Genomic DNA, 21,660 nt, shown 5'->3' with positions numbered 1-21,660 from the left:
CCTCATGCTGATACTCAATAAATTCTACATTGATGGCGCTTGGGTCGAGCCCGCTTCTGATGCGACAATGCCCATCATGAACCCTGCCACAGCGTCGCAAATCGGCACTGTAAGCCTTGGCAACGCGACGGATGTCGACCGCGCGGTTGACGCTGCCAAACGCGCTTTTCAGACATTTTCGATGACAACGAAAGAAGAGCGTCTTGCGCTGTTGAAAAAGCTGCGCGTCGAAACCAAAGCCCGGTTGGGTGATCTGGCCGCCGCGATGACATCCGAAATGGGCGCGCCCGCGACAATGTCGCTAGAGGTTCAGGCCGACGCCGGGCTTGGCCACCTGGACCACTTCATTAAGGCCCTAGAGGCGATGGAAGAGGAAGAGGTTCTGCCCAACGGCGATATCATCACCCGCGAACCGATCGGGGTGTGTGGCCTGATCACGCCTTGGAACTGGCCGATCAACCAGATCGCGCTTAAGGTGGTCCCAGCCCTTGCCACGGGCGCGACCTGTATTCTCAAGCCGTCAGAGCACACACCGATTTCCGCGCAAATCTATGCAGAGATTGTCGAGGCCGCCGGATACCCTGCGGGTGTCTTCAACCTTGTGCAGGGGGATGGGCCATCAGTCGGTTCCGCCATGTCGCAGCACCCCGATATCGACATGATGTCGTTTACCGGTTCGACCCGCGCGGGCACTGCCGTCTCTCGGGATGCGGCCAGTGACATCAAACGTGTCACGCTTGAGCTTGGCGGCAAATCACCCAACCTTGTGTTCGCGGATGCCGACCTGCCCAAACGCGTCGCCGAAAGCGTCGAGGGCTGTTTTTACAACACGGGCCAGTCCTGCGACGCGCCGACGCGTCTTCTTGTAGAGCGCAGCTGTTATGACGAGGTTCTGGGTCTGGCGAAAACGGCATGCAAGGCCCAAAAGGTTGGCGATCCTACACAACCGGGCGACCACATCGGGCCGCTGTTTGACAAGATTCAATACGATCGCGTGCAAGAGATGATCAAAGTCGGGATTGATGAAGGTGCCAAGCTGCTGGTCGGCGGTCTGGGCAAGCCCGACGGCTTTGAAGACGGCTGGTATGTGAAGCCCACGATCTTTTATGACGTCGATCAGGACATGCGGATCTCGCGCGAGGAAATCTTCGGCCCTGTTCTGGTCATCACCCCGTTTGACAGCGAAGAAGACGCGATCGCCATGGCCAATGACACCGACTATGGGCTGGCTGCCTATGTCCAATCCGGTGATGAGGCGCGCGTGGGGCGTGTTGTGCGGCGTCTGCGGGCTGGCACAATCCAGATCAACGGGCGCGGGCCAGACTACGGGTCACCGTTCGGGGGGTACAAGCAGTCCGGCAACGGGCGTGAAGGGGGCTTGTTCGGCCTTGAGGATTACGTCGAAATCAAAGTGCGTCCGCCTTTCGCAGTGTAAGGCAGGGAACGCGAAAACAAAAACGGCGCGGATCACACCGCGCCGTTTTTTCGTTAACGTTCATCTGGTTGGGCCGCTCTGGCTCAGCTGGCCAACGCGGGTTTCGTCAGGCCGGTCGGAATAACCTCATACCCGGCCTCTTCGGGTTCATCGTCGACAAGTTCCGCTGGAAAGCCGGGGGCCGTTATCTGTAGGCCTGTCGCGTCTTCGAGGCGGCGGATAATGTTGGGGGACAGCTCGCGTTCGCCATATTTGGCAATACCGTCATCGAAAATCTCAACCAGTAGTGGGCTGATCTCAAGCGGAACATGCGCAGCTTCGGCCAGGGCCTGAAACAGACCAATGTCCTTTTTCACCAGGTCCATCGTAAAGGAAACGTCGCGCGACCCGTTTAGGATCAGCTGGCTTTCGGTTTCATGTACGAACGACGTACCAGAGCTGATTTTCATCGCTTCATAGGTCGTATTCATATCGATGCCCGCGGCCTTCATCGTTACCAGCGCTTCGCAACAGGTCAGCAGGTTGGCGGTTGCCAGATAGTTGGTCATCACCTTCAACGTGGACGCCGATCCGATCTCACCGGTATGCAGGACACGGCGACCCAGCGTCGTCAACGTCGGCAGCATCCGTTCAAACGTCGCACGATCACAGCCAGCAAAAATAGAGATGTTCCCCGTATCGGCACGGTGGCACCCACCCGATACAGGACATTCGATGGCAGAGCCGCCTTTTTCTGTGACCAGCGCGGCAAGGCGTTTCACGTCGGTGGCTTCTGTCGTGGACATTTCCATCCAGGTTTTCGTGTCGTCAACATAGGGCAGCATCGCCTCGACAACAGCAGCGCAGGCTTGTGGGGATGGCAAACAGGTGATGACGGCATCGCACGATTGCATCAGGTCCGCCGGCGTGTCCGCAGCCTTTGCCCCTTTGGCCACAAAAGTGGCCACCAGTTCGGGGTTAAGATCACAAACGGTCAGGTCAAACCCGTTGCGCAACAAGCTGCCCGCAAGTTTACTGCCGACATTCCCAAGCCCTACAAACCCCATTCTCATATCAATTCAATCTCTCAAAAGCTGTTTCATTTCAGATCGATGTTTAGCGATGGGGGGCTTGGTATAAAGTAACTAATTCAACGGCTTTGGGTGTGTATTACTTAAGGGTTCCGCGTGTCTCAAAGTGCCGCGTTGCGGCAAGGGGTGCCCTTGGGATGACAGACGGTTCGCGTGGTATTTCTGGGGTTTCAGGGACAGACGGATAGGATCGACGCAGGCTTGCCAGAATGGCAAAGGGTCGTTGTGTGGTCAGAGAGGTGGGTGGGGCAATGGGGATCAGCCTCCTTGCTGTATTCGGGTCTTTGTCGTCGGAAAATTTGCGGGTGATATCAGTCCCATTGACGTTCCTTAGTAATTTTGTCAGAAAATGACGATCCCAATTCAAAAGCGCCTTCGCAACATCATGCCACCCGCCTCTTTATCCCCATCACACGCGCCGCAGGCCTTCGTCCCGCGTATGGAGGCGCAGACCCAGAAACTACGCACAATCAAGCCCTTGCGGTTTCGGCCCTTGTCAGGGGCTATCGCAGATGTCTGGCATGTCGACGGGGACCAAGGCGGTGGCGGGTATTACACCGCACCCGATCCGCGCCTTGTCGTCTTTCTGGATGACAGCCCGCCGCTGATCGCGCTTCGAACGGGCGAGGGGGCGACGGCCCAATTCGGAACGCGGGCTTTCTTTGTACCGGCGGGCACCCCGTTGTGGAGCAGGCTCGGCAAGGCCCAAAGGCTCAGCCATATCGATTTCCATTTTGATGCGGCCGCATTGCAGACACGGCTTGGTGCGATCGGCGTATCAGAGCTGCCCCGCCGCGTGATGTTTGCGCCGGAGGATAGCGTGTTGCTGACCCTTGGCCGTCTGGCGGCCCGCGAAGTGGAGACCCCTCAACGCGGGACGATGGTCTTGGAAGGCCTGCTGCAATCCCTTTTGGGCGCAGTGATGGACCCGCCAGTGCAAAACAGCCTGCCTGCGTCCGGCGGGCTGTCGCCTCAGCATATGACGGCGGTTCGGCAGTACATGGCGCAGAATATATTTCGCCCCGTCGGTGTGGGCGAACTGGCCGATTTGGCGGGGCTCTCCGAAAGCTGGTTCAGCCGCGCGTTCAAGCAAACCTCGGGTCTGTCGCCGCAACGCTGGATCGCCGAGTGTCGCGTCGTCGCCGCCAAGGAGATGATGGCCGACCCCGGACGCCCCCTTGCCGACATCGCCGCGGCAACCGGGTTTTCCGATCAGGCCCATCTGTCACGGGTCTTTCGCCGGTCTGTCGGGGTGCCGCCATCGCAGTGGCGACGCGATATTCAGTGATACGTTTACAGCGGATTGGGACAAATGACGGCGGATGTGTTCAAGACGTCGCCTTATAACTGAGTTAAATACTCGGAAAAATAAGCAGCGGGACGTATATCCATGAAGTTCACCTTTTTCTTGATGCTGGGAACCAGCGCGCTGGCCCTGTCTGCCGGTGTGGCGACGGCGCAGGACGCCGTCGATCTGGGCGAGATCATCATCCAGTCCGAAGAAGACCCGACCGGCCCGGTGGTGGGCTATGCCGCGGGCACCACGGCGTCGACCAAAAGCGGGCGGTCCTTGCTGGAAACGCCGTCCTCCGTCACGGTGGTCACCACCGACCAGATCGAGGATACGGCCGCCAACAATCTGTCAGAGGCGCTTGGCTATGCGGCGGGTGTCGTGACCGAAGCCTATGGGGCCGATCCGCGGTTTGATTCAATTTCGGTCCGCGGGGCTGACCTGCAAAACCAGATCTACCTCAACGGGTTGCAATTCAGCCGCTCTACGCGTCCGAACTATGGCGCGCCCTCGCTTGATCTTTATGGCATGGAACGGGTGGAGCTTCTGCGCGGCCCCAATTCGGTGCTATACGGGGCAGGGTCGCCCGCCGGGCTGGTGAACCTGATCCAGAAACGCGCGCAATCTGATGGCGACACGACCGAGCTGGGCCTGCATGCGGATGGCAACGGGTCCTATTATGTCTTTGGCGATGCCAACCGCGTGGTCGATGACCGGTTTGCCTACCGCATCGTCGGCAAGGCGGGCAATCGCGTTCTGGGGATCGATGAATACGACAACCCCGGGGCCTATCTGGGCTTTGCCGCGAAATACCAGGCGACCGATGCGACGACGGTGGAGTTCCTGCTGTCCTATCAGGATGACGACCCGGATTCCCCCTCGGGCGTGCCCAACGGGCTGGTCGGCACCCGTTCCGACGAAGACCTGCGCGACTTCTACTTTGGCAATGAGGCATTGGAATACGGCGACCGCAAGGTGCTTAATCTGGGCGCGCAGGTCACCCACACGTTCGATAATGGCTGGCGGCTGGTCAGCAACACGGGCGTCACGAAATTCGACTGGTCCTATTCCAACCTTTCTGTCGGCGGCGTGACCGGCACCGATGTGGCGCGCACACAGCTGTTGCAAGACGAAGATGTGACGTCTTATGCCACGGACCTGCGGCTTGAAGGCTCGGCGCTGACCGGCGGTGTGCTGCATGATCTGGCCTTTGGTATCGACGCCAGCCGGTTCGAAGAATCTGCGCTCAGCGTGTTTTACTATGGTCAGGACAGCATTGATTTTGCCGCGCCAGACTACAGCCCGGTCACGCCGGTGCGCGACGGGGCAAGCTGGTATGCGAACAAAAACGTGACCGTGGAACAGGTCGGCATCTACGCCAGCGACGAAATCGAATATGGCAATTGGCGCGCTGGTCTGGCCCTGCGCCATGATCGAAACAAATCCGAAGGGCAGTCCAACACGCTCTACACCGTTCCGGGCTCTGGCGGCACGCCCGGCACCGTTGATCTGACACGCGACGACAGCGCCACCACCGGTCAGGCAAGCCTTGGCTATGTCTGGGACAATGGCGTGTCGGCCTATCTGTCCTATGGCACCTCGTTCCAAAGCTTTGCAGAGCCGGGCGATATGGGCACAGCGCTTGACCCGACCACGGGCGAGCAATGGGAAGTTGGCGCGAAATACCTGCCCGCCACCCTTGATGCCTATTTGTCGGCCTCGGTCTATCAGCTCGAAGAAAAGAACCGCCCCGTCTATGTACAGAATGGGGCCGGGGTGCGGGCCTATGATCAGGTCGGCAAATCCCGCATCCGCGGGATTGAGCTGGAAGGCCGTGCCAATCTGGCCGACGGCTGGAGCGTGATGGGCGGCTATTCCTTTACCGACAGCGAGATCATCGGCGGTGACAACAATGGCAACGAACTGGGGCTGACCCCGAAACATACCTTCAAGCTTTGGGCATCGAAAGAGATTCAGGGCGGGCCGCTTGCCGGGCTGACCGTGGGCGCAGGCGCGCGGTTCATCGGGGAACGCTATGCGTTCAACGCCAATGCCAATCAGCTCGACTCTGTGACGCTGCTGGATGCGGCTGTGTCCTATGACTTCGATGACGGCACCGAGCTACAGGTCAATGTGACCAATCTGACAGACGAAGCCTATGTCTCGTCGGTGGGCTATTTCTCGACCTACTATGGCGACGGGCGCACGATCTCTGCGACGCTGTCCAAGAAGTGGTAAAACCCATCGCCCTCACGCGCCGCGCGATCATTGCCACAGGAGCCTGCGCTCTTGTGGCATCTCGTGCGCGCGGCGCACGCGGTTGGGGGGGATCGCGCCTCGCCGCGATTGACTGGGCGATGGCGGAAACCGCTGCCGCCCTCGACCTGCCGCTGGTTGCCGTGGCGGAAAAACGTCAGTTCCTGCGCGGTACGGCGGTGACGCTGCCGCCGGGCTGTGCGGATGTCGGGTTGCGCGGCAGCCCCAACCTCGAGGCGCTGAGCCTTGTCGCCCCTGACCTGATCCTGTCGTCAAATTTCTACAGTTTCGTTGAACCGCAGTTGGGTCGTATTGCTCCGGTGTTCACGCAAAATATGTTCATCCCGACCGAACCGGCGCTGCCCAAGGCGCTGTCGGCGCTGGAGACGTTGGCAATACAGCTGGACCGCGGCGATGTTGGCCACCGGGTGCGTCGGGACTTTGAGACCGCTTTCGATGCGCTGCGCGCACGGGTGACAGGCTTTGCCGCGCGACCCTTTGTGGTGATGACGGTGGGGGATGCACGTCATGTGCAGATCTATGGCACCGACAGCCTGTATGGCGGAGCGCTTCGCCGGATCGGCCTTACAAATGCGTGGGGCGGCGATACTGAATTCGGGTTCAATGCCCCGGTCCCTCTGTCCAGATTGATCGATTTTCAGCAGGCGCATTTGGTCATCGCGGGCTCTTTGCCAGTGACCGCACGGCGCGCGATTGGCCAAAGCGCGCTTTGGTCCGCGCTGCCGCCCGTGCGGGCGGGTCGCGTGTCGTATCTGCCCGATCAGATGCCCTTTGGCGGCGCGCCTTCCGGGCTGCGTTTTGCCGCTCATCTTGTGACCGCGCTGGAAGCCGCATGATCCGACCGCCCTTTTTGACACTACCCCTTGTGGCCGCCATCGGCGCGGCTGGTTTATGGACCATCGCTGCACTTGCCGCATTGCCCGCTGCGCAATGGGTGCTGCCCGTCGCAGGGCTGCAAGACCTGTCGCCCGAACAGATCCTCTTTGCCTTCGGGTTGATGCCGCGGGCGGTGATTGCCCTGCTGATCGGGGCGCTTCTGGGGCTGTCCGGCGCTTTGATGCAGGCGGTGTTGCGCAATCCGCTGGCCGATCCGACGACCCTTGGCGTGGCCTCGGGTGCACAGCTGGCGCTGGTCTGCGCCACGCTGCTATGGCCGAATATGCTCGCCCTTGGTCCCGGGCCCGTCGCATTGGTCGGAGGCGGGCTTGCAGCGCTGATTGTCATGGCGCTTGGCGCGCGGCGTAGCTTTGCGCCTGTTACGGTCACCATCGCGGGAATGCTGGTGGGCATGCTTGCCTCCGCCATCTCTACGGCGCTCACGCTGGGGCAGGGGCATTACCTGCTGTCGCTGGTGATCTGGAACGGCGGGTCGCTTTCGCAAGACAGTTGGCACGGGGTAATCCGACTGACTGTGGTGCTGGTCCTGGGGGCGGCGGGGGCCGCCTTGCTGGTGCGGCCGTTGGTTGTCCTAAGTCTTGGCGGGGCCACGGCCAAGGCGCTTGGGGCGCAGGTCGGGGCGATACGGGTCGCGGCGCTGGCGTTGGCGGTTTTCCTCTCTGCCATGGTCTCTGCCGAGGTGGGGCTGGTCGGGTTTGTCGGGCTGGCGGCACCAGCCTTGGCACGGCGTTTGGGCGCGCGCAGCGTTGCGCAGGTCTTGCTGGCCGCGCCGCTGGCGGGCGCGCTGCTGCTGTGGCTGGTGGACAGCGCGCTGCTGGCGCTTGCCGCCTTCGGGCTGCCAGATCTGCCGACGGGCGCGCTGACTGGGCTGATCGGCGGGCCGCTTTTGATCGCTTTGCTACCGCGATTGCGCAACATTGTCCCGCCTGAGGCCGAGCGTAACGACAACCTGCCACCGCGCGCGCGGCACCCGTGGCGGCGGGTTGCTCTGCTGGCCAGCGCGGCGGTCGCCTTTGCCGTGCTGAGCCTGTTTGGCACCCGCGGACCCGAGGGCTGGGGCGTGATATCGGGCGCGATTGCGGCGAGTTTCGTGCCATTGCGGGCCACGGCCATTCTGGCGGCTGCCGCTGCCGGAGCGCTGCTGGCCCTATCGGGGGCGGCGCTGCAACGGGTGACGGCAAACCCGATGGCCGCGCCCGAGGTTCTGGGCGTGACCGGTGGGGCCGCGCTTGGCTATGCGGCAACGCTGTTCCTGCTGCCTGCCCCGTCGCCAGTGGCGCTGGCGCTCGGGTCTTCGGGCGGGGCGGCGGCGACGCTGATCATCCTGTCCGCCTATGCGGCGCGCAGTGATATGGCACCGGCGCGGCTGTTGCTGGCGGGGCTGGCGATCGGAGCCTTCGCTTCGGCCCTTCTGGCAGCGATCATGGCGTCAGGCGATCCCAGAGCATGGTCCCTGCTGGGGTGGCTTGCGGGAAGCGCTACACGGGTCACGGTCGCAGGGGCGATGGCGCTTGCCGGAATGGCGGTGGCGGCGCTTGGCGCGGCGCTTTTGCTGTCGCGCTGGTTCGACATCCTGCCGCTGGGATCGGGTGTTGCGCAGGGTCTGGGGCTGTCGCTTGGCACCGTGCGGCTTGCCGTTGTGCTGGCGGCAGGGCTGGCCACTGGCGCGGCAAGCGTGCTGGTCGGCCCGGTCAGTTTCGTTGGCCTGATGGCCCCGCATATCGCCCGCAGCCTTGGCCTGCTGCGCCCTGCGCCGTTTCTGGCGGCCAGCTGGTGTCTGGGCGCATTGCTAATGAGCCTCGCGGCCTTTGGCGCGCGCACCGCCAGCTACCCCTACGACCTGCCGCTGGGGCTTTTCGCGACGCTGATCGGCACGCCCTGGCTTTTCATTGCCCTGCTCGGACGGAGACACGCATGACCCTCTTTACGCTCGAAAATGTCTGCTTTGACGTACCCAAGCGGCGGCTGGTCGATCATCTTTCCTTGGCGATCAATCCGGGGATCACGGCACTTGTCGGGCGCAACGGGTCGGGCAAATCAACGCTGCTTAAAATGCTCGCCGCGCAAACCCGGCCGAGCGCTGGAACCATCCAATATGGCGGCCAAGACCTGAGGGACTGGAAACCGCGGGATTTTGCCCGCGATCTGGCGTTTCTGCCGCAGGTGACACCCCCGACCGAAGGGCTGTGGCTGGAGGAGCTGGTCGCGCTTGGCCGGTACCCGTGGCGCGGAGCCTTGGGTCGATTGGGCCCCGAGGATCGCTTTATGATTGATACCGCGATTGCTCAATGTGGTCTGGAGCACAAGCGCGGCCAGATGGTCGACACCATGTCAGGTGGGGAAAAACAACGGTCGTGGATAGCGATGATGCTGGCGCAGGGGGCGCGTAGCCTGCTGCTGGATGAGCCGATCTCGGCGCTGGATGTGGCCCATCAGATCGAAGTGCTGGGGCTGCTGCGTGAAACGGTCAACGCCGGGTCGCTTTCTGCCGTGGTGGTGCTGCATGACGTGAATATGGCGGTGCGCTTTTGCGACCATGTTATCGCGCTGGATGCCGGGCGCGTGGCGCTTGAAGGCGCGGCGCACTGCCTGCTTGACCCGGACGCGCTTCAGCGGATCTACGGACTGCCCATGCAGGTCATCGACACAAAGCCCAGCCCGGTCGTTCATCCGATTTGACCCCGACCATATTCATCCGAAAGCCAGCCTTATGCTCCGCCAATTTTTCGAATACTATCGTCCCCACACGCGCCTGTTCTGGGTCGACTTCGGCTCTGCCGTGTTGTCCGGCTTGCTGGAGCTTGCCTTCCCGCTTGCCATCACCGCCTTCATAGATCACCTGCTGCCGCTTGGCGATCTGAGGCTGACCATACTGGCCGCGATTGGGCTGCTCTTGGTGTATCTGGTCAACACCGCCCTGATGGGGGTGGTGATCTATTGGGGGCACCGTCTGGGGATCGAGATCGAGACCGAGATGCGCCGCCGCGCTTTTTCGCATCTGACGCGGCTGTCGTGGCGCTGGTATGACCGTGCGCGTACCGGCAAGCTTGTCGCCCGCGTGACCCGCGACCTTGAAGAAATAGGCGAGGTCGCGCACCACGGCCCCGAAGACCTGTTTATCGCGGTGGTTACCTTTGTCGGGGCCTTTGTGCTGATGATCAATCTGCATGTCACGCTCGCCCTGATTACGGTCGTGATCGTGCCCCTGATGGTCTGGGTCGTGGCCGTTTACGGGGCGCGCATGACACGGTCCTGGCGCGATATCTATGCGCGCGTGGGGGCCTTTAACGTGCGCCTGGAGGAAGCCATCAGCGGCATCCGGGTCGTGCAGGCCTTTGCCAATGAAGGTCACGAAGAAACGTTGTTCGCGCGCGACAACGCGGCCTATCGCAGGACCAAACTGTCGGCCTATGCGATCATGGCGAAAGCAAGCGCGATACATTACATGGGATTGCGTTTCGTGCAGGTTGTGGTGATGGTGGCGGGCGCGGGTTTTGTGCTGGAGGGGTCGCTGACCACGGGCGGCTTTGTCGGCTTCCTGCTGCTGGTCAGCGTCTTTTTCCGTCCGCTGGAAAAAATCGCCGCTGTGATCGAAACCTACCCCCGCGGTATCGCCGGTTTCCAACGCTACACCGAACTGTTGCAGACCGACCGTGATGTCAGCGATCGACCGGATGCTGTCGCAGTGACCGTCACGCAAGGCGAGGTCGCTTTTGAAGATGTGTCGTTTGCCTATGACAGCCCATTGCCCATCCTGCACAACGTCACCTTGACCGCCAAAGCCGGTGAGACAGTGGCTTTTGTCGGGCCGTCGGGTGCAGGCAAGACAACGCTTCTGGCATTGCTCCCGCGGTTTTACGACCCTTCCGGCGGGCGGATTACGATTGATGGGATCGACATTGCGGATATGACCCTGAACAGTCTGCGCTCTCAGATCGGGTTGGTCTCTCAGGATGTGTTCCTATTCGGGTCCACCCTGCGCGAGAATATCCTGTACGGAAAACTCGATGCCACGGCGGCGGAACTGGATGCCGCGGTCGAGAATGCCCAGTTGGGCGCGCTGGTCGCCGCATTGCCCGAGGGGCTGGAAACCATCGTGGGGGAGCGGGGTGTCATGCTGTCGGGCGGGCAGAAACAGCGCGTCGCCATTGCCCGCGCGTTCCTGAAAAACCCGCCGATCCTGATCCTGGACGAGGCAACATCGGCGCTGGATCGCGAGACGGAGCGAGATATCCAGCAGGCGTTGGAGCGTCTTTCAAAGGGCCGCACCACCCTCATTATCGCGCATCGGCTTGAGACGGTGAAACATGCCGACCAGATCATCGTGATGGAGGCAGGGCGCAAGGTCGAAGCCGGAACGCACGACAGCCTGCGCACGCGCAATGGCCTTTACGCGCGGCTGACATAAAGCGCCCGATCCAAGTATGATTCCTGACATCATCGCGGCATTACCAGCGCGCGACGATGTCAGGGCCGTCAAGACGCTGGCCTGTCTGCTAAACAAGTGTAGGAAAGCCGCCCGTCCTGTGTCATGCGACCTGCACCCATGTGCGCATCCCTCCGATGGCGTGGCTTAGCATGTGGCAATGGATCAACCAGCGGCCCGGATTGTCGAACACGCAAAGGACATCACGGCTTTCGCCTGCAGCGACCAGCGTCGTGTCGCGCAGATCTCCGAGGCTGCCGTCGGCGGTCAGCTCGTAGAAGTGGTGACCGTGCAGGTGGATGCCATGCGGGAAAGCGGTATCATTGGCGAGGGTGATCCGCACCGTTTCGCCGCGTTTGATTTCGGCAAAGGGCGTGTCGGGCAGGTCCGAGACGTCGTTGAAAGACCAGATGTTTGTGCCATCATGTCGCCCACCCATAGCGCCCCCCATCATGGTCAGCGTAAGGTGCTGAGTGTGGTCGCCGGGCACCGGCAGGTCTGGCGCTGCAAGCGGTACAATCTGATCCGGCTTGCGGTCCGTATTCTTGCCGTTCACGGCCAGATCGGCCAGTCGGTAGGGCCCGGACCCAGACAACATATCAAAGCTTACGGGGCCAGTGATATCGACAATCAAGTCCGCACGCTGAGCGGGCGCGAGCATTAGGTCAGAAAGGCCGCGCGGCTGGTCCAGTGCCATCCCGTCCAACGCGACGACCGACCCAGTGACGCCTGCAAGGGTCAGGGGGAAGATACGGTTGGTGGCCGCGTTGATGATCCGAAACCTGACGCGGTCTGCCTGTTTCACCTCTGCGGGCGATAGAAAAGCGCGCGCGAAGTTACCCATATATCCGGCGTGGGCGACGCTGTGCATGTCGGTGAAACGGTCCGCAAGGCTGCCATCCTCGTTCATGATCCAATCCGACAGGACCACGGTGATGTCGTGGTCTACATCGGGGGGAACGTCGTCTTCGACGATCAGGGGGCCCATCATGCCGCGGGCGACCTGTTCTTGCGAAATGTAGTGCGAATGGTACCAATAGGTGCCCGCGTCGGGTGGCACAAAGCTATAGGTCTTACTGTCGCCGGGGTTGATCAGGTCTTGCGTCAGCATCGGCACACCGTCCATCGCATTTTCAAGCCGGATGCCGTGCCAATGGACAGCGGTGCCTTCCTTCAACCCGTTTTCCAACTCGATCGAGACCTGCGCGCCTCGTTTCACTCTTAGCTCGGGTCCGGGTACCGAACCGTTAAACCCCAGCATTTCGGTGGTGCCGTCGCCGTCGGGAAGGATCTGGCGAATGACGGCCTCGGCCTTCAGTTTTATAGGGTCCGCAGCGGCGGCACTTGGCATCGGCAGGATAGCCGCAGCCGAAACGCTTGCGAGAAATTGTCTTCTGTTCATGTCGTGCCTTTTCGGAAAAATGATCGTCGCTGCCGAGCGAAGCGGATCACAAAGGAGGTGCTTGGTCGTGAAGCGTCGAAACGGTAGGGCCGATCAGACACGACCGGCCCTACCGTTGGGTTATTTCATCGCTGTAACGGTCAGCTTGCCTTTTACACGTTCAGCGACGAATTCGATGTCTTGGCCTTCCTTCATCTTGCCGATCATCGCTTCGTCAGCTTTGAACACCATTGTCATGGACGGCATGTCGAGGTTTTCCAGCGGGCCGTGGATGATGGTGACCTTCTTGCCCTTGGCGTCGACCTTTTTGATCTTCCCGGTGGAGTAGACCAAAGGTGCCTCGGGCGCATCATCGGACTGTGCCACGGTGATCGGGCCATGCATGCCGGATTCGTAGTGGCCGGGGATCAGGCAGGCGAATTCGAAGCTGCCTTCGTTTGCAAAGGTCCAGATCACCTCGCCGTCCATGCCGGGATCAAGGCGCACCGAGTTCGGATCGTCATGTTCCATGTCCATCTTGGCCATAGCTTCTTTGTGCTCGGCATTTCCCTCGATCGTGTCGATCACGAACTCATGCTCGATCTCGCCTTTGTTGGTGACGGCAAAGCGGATCGTCTCGCCTTTCTGGATATCGAACTCGGCGGGCTCGAAGATCATCTCGCCATCGTCGGTTTCGCGCATGGTCACGTCGATGGTGCGATCGACTGCCTCGGCCTTGCCGGGCATGCCGATGGCCATCTCGTTGTGCATGTCGCCGTGGCCGTCATCACCGTGGCCGCCACCGTGGGTGCCAGCTGCAAAGGCCGGTGCGGTGATGAGTAGGCTGAGGGCGGTCGAAATAAGAAGTTTGTTCATGGTGTTTCCTGTATGTTTTTAAGTGTCATTGGTTCCGGGGGCCGCCTAGCCCTTGGAGGTTGGTTTCGGCGTGATCTGGGTTTTCGGGCTGTGGTTCTGCGCAAAGTCTGGCAGTTCGCCCGTCCATTCATACGCCTCGGTGCCCGGCGGGTTTTCGTACCAACCGGGATCTTCGTAATCGTCCGCGTCGATGCCTTGGCGCACCTTCACGACCGAAAACATGCCGCCCATTTCCAGCGGGCCGTGTGGCCCCCAACCGGCCATCATCGGCACGGTGTTATCTGGCAGGGGCATCGACATTTCGCCCATATCGGCCATGCCCGCCGTGCCCATGGGCATAAACTCTGGCTGCACGCGCCGGACCTGACGTGTCATGTTGGAACTGTTGGTGCCGATCAGCGTCGGCACGTCATGGCCCATGGCATTCATCGTATGGTGTGACTTGTGGCAATGGATCGCCCAATCGCCCAAGTGGTCGGCCACGAACTCATAGGCCCGCATGGCCCCCACGGGGATATCGATGGAGACCTCGGGCCATTGCGCAGATTCCGGCACCCATCCGCCGTCCGTGCAGGTGACCTTGAAGTCATAGCCATGCATGTGGATCGGGTGGTTGGTCATCGTGAGGTTGCCCACGCGCACCCGCACCTTGTCCCCTTGATTGACGACCAGAGGGTCAATGTCGGGGAAGATGCGGCTGTTCCAAGTCCACAAATTGAAATCCGTCATCGTCATGATGCGCGGGATGTAGGTGCCGGGATCGATGTCGAAGGCGTTGAGCATGATCAGGAAATCCCGATCAACGCGCATGAAGTCGGGATCCTTGGGGTGGACCACGAACATGCCCATCATCCCCATCGCCATCTGCACCATCTCATCGCCATGGGGGTGGTACATGAAGGTGCCGGATTTGGTCAGGTCGAACTCGTAGACAAAGGTCTTGCCCGGCGGAATGCCGGGATGGCTGAGCCCGCCGACACCGTCCATGCCCGAGGGCAGGATCAGACCGTGCCAATGGACCGTTGTATGCTCGGGCAGGCGGTTGGTGACAAAAATGCGCACCCGGTCGCCCTCGACCGCCTCGATGGTGGGGCCGGTGGATTGGCCGTTGTACCCCCAAAGCCGCGCGACCATACCGTCGGCCAGTTCACGCTCCACCGGTTCGGCGACGAGGTGGAATTCCTTCACCCCGTTGTTCATCCGGTGGGGTAGGGTCCAGCCATTAAGCGTGACCACGGGGTTATAATCCGGCCCGCTTGTCGGACGGGTCGGGGATTGGGTGAGGGCGCTGTCCATCACAGCGGCTTCGGGCAGGCCCATGTTGAGGGTCTGGCCCCACGCTTTGGAGGACACAAGCGTTGCACCCGCAGCACCGGCCCCCAGCAATTGACGTCTGTTGATCATGTGATTGCTTCCTTGTCTCAATGTCCGCCGCCGCCACCGGCGGCGATTTGGGTTTCTCCACCGGCACCACCGCCGCCGCTGCCACCGCCATAGATCGCGGCAGTCAGACCAGCCGAAGCCAGCCAGAATTCACGCTTGGCACTGGCTGCTTCAAGCTGGCTCGCGATCTTCTCGCGGGCGTCGTTCAGTAGGTCGAAAGTGCTGGTGATCATGCCGTTGTTGCTGAGCAGTGCTTCCTCGTCGATTGTGCGGCGCAGGGGCAGCACGACGTCTGAGTAGTGCCGCGCGATCTGGTGGCTTGAGCGGTAGGCCGTTGCCGCCGCCCGCGCTTCGGAGCGGACGTTCACAGCCTGCTCGGCCAGCACGTTGGCTGCTTGAAGATAGCTCAGCTCGGCCTTGCGCAGCCGCGCCTTGCCGCTGTCGAAGATCGGGATCACGAACTCAAACTCGACCTGCGGTGACACGCTGGTCTCGATCTCTCCGTTCTCTTCTTCACGCTCGATCTCGGCTCCGGCGATGACTTCGAGGTCCGTCAGGGTCCGGGTGGCATCGGTCAGGCCATAGGCTTTGGCCGTGGCAGCTAGGCCCAGTCGGGCGACTTCCAGATCAACCCGATTGGCTAGCGCCAGCCGTTCGATTCCCTTGTGGCCGTTTACAGTATTGGGCACCCGCGGCAGGGCGTCGGGCACATAATAGGCCACGTCTTGCCCCCAAAGCCCCATAAGGCGGGTCAGTTGCTCCTTGGCCAATTGCGCGTCCAGCCGCGCCTGTGCCAACTGCCCTGCCATTTCAGCGTTGAACGCCTGTTCACGCGCCTGCGCGGCTGTGTTGAGCGCACCGGTCTTGCCCAGTTGCTGCGCCAGTTCTGCCGCCGCATCGGTGGTGACGGCCGCGCGTTTCAGATAGCTGACCGTTTCAAAAGCCGCGACCGCATTGACCCAAGCCTCGCGCGTCTCATTGGCCAGCGCCAGCGTATCACTGACGGCTTGCATCTGCGCATGCTGGAACTCTGCTTCGGCGACCGCGATGCGCTGTTTGCGGGTGCGCGCGTCCAGAAGGTTCACCGCGATCATGCTCTCGAGCGCGCGGTACAATCCGACTTCGGGTGCGCCGATGCCCAATAGACCGATAGAGACGACAGGGTTTTCCGGTGTGGATTGCTGCCATGCTTCGGCCGCCGAAAGGCCGATCTGCGCATAGGATGCCTGAAGCCCTTTGTTGTTCAGTAGGGCGACCTGCACCGCAGTCTCGGCATTGATTGTTTTACCCTGCACCATAGCGCGGACCTGCTTTGACGCTGCGACGGTCTCGGCCTGCGACTGCGCCCAGACGGTGCGCTTGCCGATGGCCTTGGAGGTGCGCGCCTCAATAGCGGCGAAGCCAGCATCGCGGGCCGAGTAATTCACCGGCAGCACCGGGGCCGTACAGGCACCCAAGATCAGCGGTGTAATGACGGCGGCGGTTTTCAGTTTCCAACGCATCAGTGGTTCATCCCCTGCATAGGTGCCTGTTCGGTGTTCAGCCGCCGCCAATCGAGCGGTTCAACAACGCCACGACGGCGGTAACCCGCAAAGGGCTGTTCGCCGGCGGTCGCAACACTACCGCGCGTGCGGTTGTCGGCGGCGGTCATCGCGGCGACCTCGGGCAGAGGCGTGGGTTGCTGCACATACGCAGACGTGACGTCAGGAAAGGGAGGGAGCGCCGTGGCGCATGCCCCAAGGGTCAGGGACATGGCCCCTGCAATCAAAGGTAATTTCATGGTTTTTTTGCCTGAGAATAAGCTGATCTAACCCGCAGCCCGAAGCCGCAGATGCAAAGGCCGCTAATCGGCCGGGATCAACTTAGACGCGTGGCGGGCGCAGCTGCCCTGCAGCAACGGCAGAAATCGCAGACTGGGAAATACGGATAAAGTCGACGGATTGGATCGACGTCACCTTCACATACTGCGTTGAGGAAAGCGCCATCGTAAGGCAAATGCCACCACAACAAGGATCACCTTCGAAACTTTCTGGCGCTTCGGTGTGGTGGGGCAGCGCGGCGGCATCCTGTTGCACCGCAGCCGCCGAGGGCATTTTGTGGGACGCTTGGTGGACACCGTGATGCGTTTCCTGCGTGCTATTGTGCATTCCGTTTTGCGCATGAGCCGACGATGGCGGGAGCAGCAAAAGACCACACGCCAAAACCACGCCAAGAAGGACGCGGCAGAGGTTTGATATGTTTGCCAAAGGACGCATAACGCATATCAGTGTCGCAAGTCCCCCAGTCTGTCAACGCGTCCAGCGCTGGAAGGATTGCAATTAAATTTTGCCGCTATTGGAAAAACGCGTCGAAATCCGGCGGGCGCGGCCGCGGTCTTGTTGAACCAAAGGGCCTGATTAAGCAGGTGGAGGTCGACGCCGTGCAAGACCAAGAAGTGGCCGAACGGCAATCAAGTCGTAGACGAGGGCGGTTCACCGTCGATCTGGCAGAATGCAGGGTCGGTGTTGAGGTCACACGCAATACGTGTCCAAACGCCGGTGGCCTGAAATCACATCGGAATGCTCGTATTCCGTTTAATCTCGCGTAGTACCACGTTGGTTTGCGCGCTTTCTACGGCGGGTAGGCGGAACAGAAAATCTTCGAGAAAGCGGTTATAGGCGGCGATGTCGCGGCAGAGGACGCGCATTTGGTAGTCGGCTTGTCCCGTGGTGGCATAGCATTCCAGCACCTCGGCGCGATGCGCGATGGCTTTGATGAACTCTGCCAGCTTTTCCTGATTGTGACGCGCAAGCTGCACCTGCACCAGCGCCTGAAAGCTGTTGCCCGCCTTGGTCGGAGACACATCCGCGCGGTAGCGTTCGATCACGCCGGCATCCTCGAACGCTTTCACTCGTCGCCAGCAGGCGGAGGCGGACATGCCGGCCCGCTCTGCCAGGTCGGCGTTCGAGATGCGGCAGTCGCGCTGCAGCAGCTCCAGTATCTTCCGGTCGCGGTCGTCAAAGCGCATTTGGTCAGACATTTCATCAATTCCTTCTATGCCGAATAAAATATTCGTTTATTCCGCATAGAAGCGCAAGAGAGGGCAGATATTTCACGAAAACGTGGTTTGATGGTCAAGACAGCCAAGGATCGCCATCATGACCAAAGAAACCCACGATTTTTACCCCTATGCCTTATCCGACCGTTACACGCGCACAGAAGGAACGGTGTTTATGACCGGCACCCAAGCGCTGGTGCGGATCATGTTGGATCAGGCGCGGCGTGATAAGCAGCAGGGGCTGAACACCGCTGGGTTTATCTCGGGGTATCGCGGGTCGCCTTTGGGCGCGGTCGATCTTGAACTATGGCGCGCACGGGATGTGACCAAGGATAACAACATCACCTTCATGCCCGCGGTGAACGAAGACCTCGGCGCCACGGCGGTTCTGGGGGCGCAGCAGGCTGTGCTGGATCCCCATTGCGAGGTCGAGGGCGTATTCTCCATGTGGTACGGCAAGGGGCCGGGGGTGGACCGGTCGGGGGACGCGCTGCGCCACGGCAACGCCTATGGCTCTTCGCCCAAGGGGGGCGTGCTGGTGGTGGCGGGGGATGACCACGGCTGTGTGTCGTCGTCCATGCCGCATCAATCGGATGTCGCCTTTATGACTTGGATGATGCCGACGCTGAATCCCGCGAATGTGGGAGAGTTTCTGGAGTTCGGGGCCTATGGGCTCGCGCTGAGCCGTTTTTCAGGCACATGGGTCGGGTTCAAAGCGATTTCCGAGACGGTGGAGAGCGGGCAGTCGGTGGCGTTGCAGCCTGATCGCGCGTTTACGCTGCCCCAAATCACGCCACCGCCCGGCGGGCTGCATGTGCGCCGCTCTGACATGCCAAGCCCCGAGATCGAGACCCGGTTGCAGCATAAGCTCAGCGCCGTCGAAGCCTTTGTCGAGGCCAACCCGATCGACAGGCGTATCTATAATCTGGACAATGCCACCTTTGGCATCGTCACCACCGGCAAGGGCCATCTGGATCTGATGGAAGCGCTGCGTCTGCTGGGTCTGGACGAAGCCGCGTGCCGCCGACTTGGCATTGATATCTACAAAGTCGGCATGGTTTGGCCCCTTGCGCGGCGTGATGCGCTGGCCTTTGTTGCCGACACGGAAGAAGTGCTGGTGATCGAGGAAAAGCGCGGCATCATCGAAAGCCAGCTCAAGGAATATTTCTACGACTGGCCGGGGCACAAGCCCGGTCGCATGGTCGGCAAACACCGCGCGGCAGGCGATCCGCTGCTGCCGTGGACCGGCGAGTTAAGCCCGCTGGCGCTGGTGCCCGTGGTGGCCGAGCGGTTGGACGCTTTCTTCCCTGATGAAAACCTGCCGCAAAAGGCGCGCGCGCTGACGGAAAAGCCTCCTGTCCTGCTGAATGTGCCGGGGGCAAAACGCACGCCATATTTCTGTTCGGGCTGCCCGCATAACACCTCGACCAAGCTGCCCGAGGGGTCGCAGGCCGCATCGGGCATCGGTTGCCACGTCATGGCGGGGTGGATGGACCGCGAAACCGGTGGCTATGCGCAGATGGGCGGCGAGGGCGTGCCGCATGTGGTGGCCTCCAGGTTCAACGGCGGCAAACACCTGTTCCAGAATTTGGGCGAGGGCACGTGGTACCATTCAGGCTCGCTCGCCATTCGGCAGGCTGTCGCGGCGGGGACGAATATCACCTATAAGATCCTCTATAACGACGCGGTGGCAATGACCGGGGGGCAACCGGTGGACGGGCCGATCAGCGTGACCGGAATCGCGCAGGCCTGTCGCGCCGAAGGGGTCCAGCGCATTGCCTTGGTGTCAGATGTGATCGATAAATTCGACCGCGGCGATTTCCCCCAAGGTACCAGCTTTCACCCGCGTGAAGAGATGGACACCGTGCAGCGCGAACTGCGCGAGGTCAAAGGCGTGTCGGTGCTGATCTACGAACAGACCTGCGCAACCGAGAAACGCCGCCGCCGCAAGCGCGGGCAGATGGAAGACCCCAAACGCTTTGCCTTTATCAACCCTGCCGTCTGCGAGGGCTGCGGCGATTGCTCGCTTGAAAGCAACTGTCTGAGTATCGAACCGCTAGAGACGGATCTGGGCCGCAAGCGCAAGATCAACCTGTCGAGCTGCAACAAGGATTTCTCGTGCCTGAACGGGTTCTGCCCCAGCTTCGTCACCCTTGAAGGGGCGGTGCGGCGCAAGAAAACCGGGGCAGAGGTCGACGTGGACGCGCTGCTGGCGGGCATTTCACGTCCCGAACTGCCCAGCCTCGACGCGCCCTTTGATCTGTTGGTCACAGGCGTCGGCGGCACGGGGGTGATCACGGTCGGCGCGCTGATCACCATGGCCGCGCATCTGGAGGGCAAAGGCTCCAGCGTGCTGGATTTCACCGGTTTCGCGCAGAAGTTCGGCACGGTGCTTAGCTTTATCCGGATCGGCGCGCGCCCTGATGCGATCCATCAGGTGCGCATTGATCACGGGGCGGCGGATGCGGTGATTGGCTGCGATATCGTTGTTTCCTCTGCCGCGCAGGCGTCAGTCTACTACGGGCCGGCGACCAAAGTGGTGCTGAACCTCGCCGAAATGCCCACGGGCGATCTGGTGTTGCACCGTGACGCGCAGCTGCACACTGACCAGCGCGAGACCGTGATCCGCGATACCGTGGGGGGGGGGAACCTTACCGGCTTCGATGCCAATGCCATGGCAGAACGGTTTCTGGGCGATACGGTTTTCGCCAATATGATCATGCTGGGTTTTGCGTGGCAGAAAGGGCTGGTGCCCGTGTCCCACGGCGCGCTGCGGCAGGCGATCGTGTTGAACGGCGTGGCCATCGACAAGAACCATCGCGCCTTTGATCTGGGCCGCGTGATGGCCGAAACGCCTGACGCGCTGGCCCTGCCGACGCGTGAACAGCCAGACTTGGACTGCGCCGCGTTGATCGCGGACCGTGCCGACCGGTTGCGGGCCTATCAAAACGACAGCTACGCGCAGCGCTACCGCGACCAGCTTGCGCAGTTCAGCGCCGCCGTGCCTGCCGCCCATGCCGACACGCTGACGCAAGTGGCAGCCAAGACGCTGTTCAAACTGATGGCGTTCAAGGATGAATACGAGGTCGCCCGGCTGCACCGCGATCCTGCCTTTGCCGAGATGTTGGCGCAGGGGTTCGAGCCGGGGTTCAAGATCAACTACCATATGGCCCCGCCGATCGTGTCCCTGCGCAAGGACGCGCGGGGGCGGCCCGTCAAGCGCGCGTTCGGTGCATGGTTCACGCCGGTGCTGGCCACGCTGTCAAAGCTGCGTCCGCTACGGGGCACGGCGCTGGATGTGTTTTCCTACACACAGGAACGTCGCGAAGAAGTGGCGTTGATCCGCTGGTACGAAGGGCTGCTGGCAGAGCTGCCCGCCAAGATCGACGGTAAAACGGTTGAGACGATCCAGAAGATGCTGGCACTGCCGATGGATATTCGGGGCTATGGGCCGGTGAAACATGCCGCTGTCGAACAAGCGCGCGCAGAGGAGGCGCGGCTGCGGAAATCGCTGTGATGGCACTTCATAATTTGGTTTAAGTGTGGCGTTTTTTGCATAATTTTCAGTGGTTTGAACTGATAATATC

At 61.3% G+C, this 21,660-nt stretch carries 16 protein-coding genes; 8 read left to right on the top strand and 8 right to left on the bottom strand.

All coding sequences use genetic code 11. From position 1 onward, the window contains the following. The first annotated feature begins 4 nt into the window (after positions 1 to 4). Positions 5 to 1,435, top strand: coding sequence for an aldehyde dehydrogenase family protein (locus tag GLP43_RS11410; RefSeq protein ID WP_237279401.1), 1,431 nt, complete (start codon positions 5 to 7; stop codon positions 1,433 to 1,435). Between the two features lie 83 nt (positions 1,436 to 1,518). On the opposite strand, the gene GLP43_RS11405 is transcribed toward GLP43_RS11410, so the two are convergent. Further along, positions 1,519 to 2,487: an NAD(P)-dependent oxidoreductase gene (locus GLP43_RS11405; RefSeq protein WP_237279400.1), complete on the bottom strand. Its 969-nt coding sequence runs from the start codon at positions 2,485 to 2,487 to the stop codon at positions 1,519 to 1,521. Positions 2,488 to 2,998: 511 nt separating this feature from the next. Between GLP43_RS11405 and GLP43_RS11400 the strand changes: the two genes are divergently transcribed. From GLP43_RS11400 to GLP43_RS11375, 6 genes are all read left to right on the top strand, one after another. Then, positions 2,999 to 3,793, top strand: coding sequence for a helix-turn-helix domain-containing protein (locus tag GLP43_RS11400; protein WP_237279399.1), 795 nt, complete (start codon positions 2,999 to 3,001; stop codon positions 3,791 to 3,793). 102 nt (positions 3,794 to 3,895) lie between these two features. Beyond that, a complete protein-coding gene (locus GLP43_RS11395) occupies positions 3,896 to 6,034 on the top strand; it encodes a TonB-dependent siderophore receptor (protein ID WP_237279398.1) in 2,139 nt (712 codons plus the stop codon). Positions 6,035 to 6,087: 53 nt separating this feature from the next. Beyond that, complete coding sequence (locus GLP43_RS11390; RefSeq protein ID WP_237279397.1) at positions 6,088 to 6,909, top strand: ABC transporter substrate-binding protein; 822 nt, start codon at positions 6,088 to 6,090, stop codon at positions 6,907 to 6,909. Next, entirely contained in the window at positions 6,906 to 8,888 is a 1,983-nt protein-coding gene (fhuB, locus tag GLP43_RS11385) for a Fe(3+)-hydroxamate ABC transporter permease FhuB (RefSeq protein WP_237279396.1), read from the top strand. Before GLP43_RS11390 ends, fhuB begins: the two co-directional genes overlap by 4 nt. Continuing rightward, complete coding sequence (locus GLP43_RS11380; protein WP_237279395.1) at positions 8,885 to 9,649, top strand: ABC transporter ATP-binding protein; 765 nt, start codon at positions 8,885 to 8,887, stop codon at positions 9,647 to 9,649. The genes fhuB and GLP43_RS11380 overlap by 4 nt, the downstream gene beginning before the upstream one ends. Before the next feature lie 31 nt (positions 9,650 to 9,680). Further along, positions 9,681 to 11,378 (top strand): ABC transporter ATP-binding protein, encoded by a 1,698-nt coding sequence (locus GLP43_RS11375; RefSeq protein ID WP_237279394.1) that lies wholly within the window; start codon positions 9,681 to 9,683, stop codon positions 11,376 to 11,378. Between the two features lie 121 nt (positions 11,379 to 11,499). Here GLP43_RS11375 and GLP43_RS11370 read toward each other — a convergent pair whose 3' ends face one another. From GLP43_RS11370 to GLP43_RS11340, 7 genes are all read right to left on the bottom strand, one after another. Continuing rightward, a complete protein-coding gene (locus tag GLP43_RS11370; protein WP_237279393.1) occupies positions 11,500 to 12,798 on the bottom strand; it encodes a multicopper oxidase family protein in 1,299 nt (432 codons plus the stop codon). A gap of 120 nt (positions 12,799 to 12,918) precedes the next feature. After that, positions 12,919 to 13,653, bottom strand: a complete 735-nt coding sequence (locus GLP43_RS11365) for a copper-binding protein (protein ID WP_237279392.1) — start codon at positions 13,651 to 13,653, stop codon at positions 12,919 to 12,921. A 45-nt stretch (positions 13,654 to 13,698) separates the two neighbouring features. Further along, positions 13,699 to 15,057 (bottom strand): multicopper oxidase family protein, encoded by a 1,359-nt coding sequence (locus GLP43_RS11360; protein ID WP_237279391.1) that lies wholly within the window; start codon positions 15,055 to 15,057, stop codon positions 13,699 to 13,701. A 17-nt stretch (positions 15,058 to 15,074) separates the two neighbouring features. Next, complete coding sequence (locus GLP43_RS11355) at positions 15,075 to 16,538, bottom strand: TolC family protein (RefSeq protein ID WP_237279390.1); 1,464 nt, start codon at positions 16,536 to 16,538, stop codon at positions 15,075 to 15,077. Beyond that, the gene (locus GLP43_RS11350) at positions 16,538 to 16,816 is read right to left on the bottom strand and encodes a hypothetical protein (protein WP_237279389.1); all 279 of its coding nucleotides are present in this window, start codon (positions 16,814 to 16,816) and stop codon (positions 16,538 to 16,540) included. The genes GLP43_RS11355 and GLP43_RS11350 overlap by 1 nt, the downstream gene beginning before the upstream one ends. An 82-nt stretch (positions 16,817 to 16,898) precedes the next feature. Next, complete coding sequence (locus tag GLP43_RS11345) at positions 16,899 to 17,183, bottom strand: hypothetical protein (RefSeq protein ID WP_237279388.1); 285 nt, start codon at positions 17,181 to 17,183, stop codon at positions 16,899 to 16,901. 401 nt (positions 17,184 to 17,584) lie between these two features. Next, the gene (locus GLP43_RS11340; RefSeq protein WP_005853822.1) at positions 17,585 to 18,055 is read right to left on the bottom strand and encodes an Lrp/AsnC family transcriptional regulator; all 471 of its coding nucleotides are present in this window, start codon (positions 18,053 to 18,055) and stop codon (positions 17,585 to 17,587) included. 118 nt (positions 18,056 to 18,173) lie between these two features. Here GLP43_RS11340 and GLP43_RS11335 point away from each other — a divergent pair, with 118 nt between their 5' ends. Continuing rightward, positions 18,174 to 21,590 carry an indolepyruvate ferredoxin oxidoreductase family protein gene (locus GLP43_RS11335; protein ID WP_237279387.1) on the top strand — a complete coding sequence of 1,139 codons (3,417 nt, stop codon included), beginning with the start codon at positions 18,174 to 18,176 and terminating at the stop codon, positions 21,588 to 21,590. The last annotated feature ends 70 nt before the right edge of the window (positions 21,591 to 21,660 follow it).

The sequence above is a fragment of the Sulfitobacter sp. M39 genome, from assembly GCF_021735935.1.
Classification (GTDB): Bacteria; Pseudomonadota; Alphaproteobacteria; order Rhodobacterales; family Rhodobacteraceae; genus Sulfitobacter.
The sequence above is the reverse complement of the archived record's forward strand: the minus strand, read 5'-3'. Positions and strand labels throughout refer to the sequence as shown.

What these genes read in the sequence shown, in the direction of transcription:
- GLP43_RS11410 (WP_237279401.1), top strand. Translation starts at nt 5, where the DNA reads ATGCTGATACTCAATAAATTCTACATTGATGGCGCTTGGGTCGAGCCC.
- GLP43_RS11405 (WP_237279400.1), bottom strand. Translation starts at nt 2,487, where the DNA reads ATGAGAATGGGGTTTGTAGGGCTTGGGAATGTCGGCAGTAAACTTGCG.
- GLP43_RS11395 (WP_237279398.1), top strand. Translation starts at nt 3,896, where the DNA reads ATGAAGTTCACCTTTTTCTTGATGCTGGGAACCAGCGCGCTGGCCCTG.
- fhuB (WP_237279396.1), top strand. Translation starts at nt 6,906, where the DNA reads ATGATCCGACCGCCCTTTTTGACACTACCCCTTGTGGCCGCCATCGGC.
- GLP43_RS11380 (WP_237279395.1), top strand. Translation starts at nt 8,885, where the DNA reads ATGACCCTCTTTACGCTCGAAAATGTCTGCTTTGACGTACCCAAGCGG.
- GLP43_RS11375 (WP_237279394.1), top strand. Translation starts at nt 9,681, where the DNA reads ATGCTCCGCCAATTTTTCGAATACTATCGTCCCCACACGCGCCTGTTC.
- GLP43_RS11370 (WP_237279393.1), bottom strand. Translation starts at nt 12,798, where the DNA reads ATGAACAGAAGACAATTTCTCGCAAGCGTTTCGGCTGCGGCTATCCTG.
- GLP43_RS11365 (WP_237279392.1), bottom strand. Translation starts at nt 13,653, where the DNA reads ATGAACAAACTTCTTATTTCGACCGCCCTCAGCCTACTCATCACCGCA.
- GLP43_RS11360 (WP_237279391.1), bottom strand. Translation starts at nt 15,057, where the DNA reads ATGATCAACAGACGTCAATTGCTGGGGGCCGGTGCTGCGGGTGCAACG.
- GLP43_RS11355 (WP_237279390.1), bottom strand. Translation starts at nt 16,538, where the DNA reads ATGCGTTGGAAACTGAAAACCGCCGCCGTCATTACACCGCTGATCTTG.
- GLP43_RS11350 (WP_237279389.1), bottom strand. Translation starts at nt 16,816, where the DNA reads ATGAAATTACCTTTGATTGCAGGGGCCATGTCCCTGACCCTTGGGGCA.
- GLP43_RS11345 (WP_237279388.1), bottom strand. Translation starts at nt 17,183, where the DNA reads ATGCACAATAGCACGCAGGAAACGCATCACGGTGTCCACCAAGCGTCC.
- GLP43_RS11340 (WP_005853822.1), bottom strand. Translation starts at nt 18,055, where the DNA reads ATGTCTGACCAAATGCGCTTTGACGACCGCGACCGGAAGATACTGGAG.
- GLP43_RS11335 (WP_237279387.1), top strand. Translation starts at nt 18,174, where the DNA reads ATGACCAAAGAAACCCACGATTTTTACCCCTATGCCTTATCCGACCGT.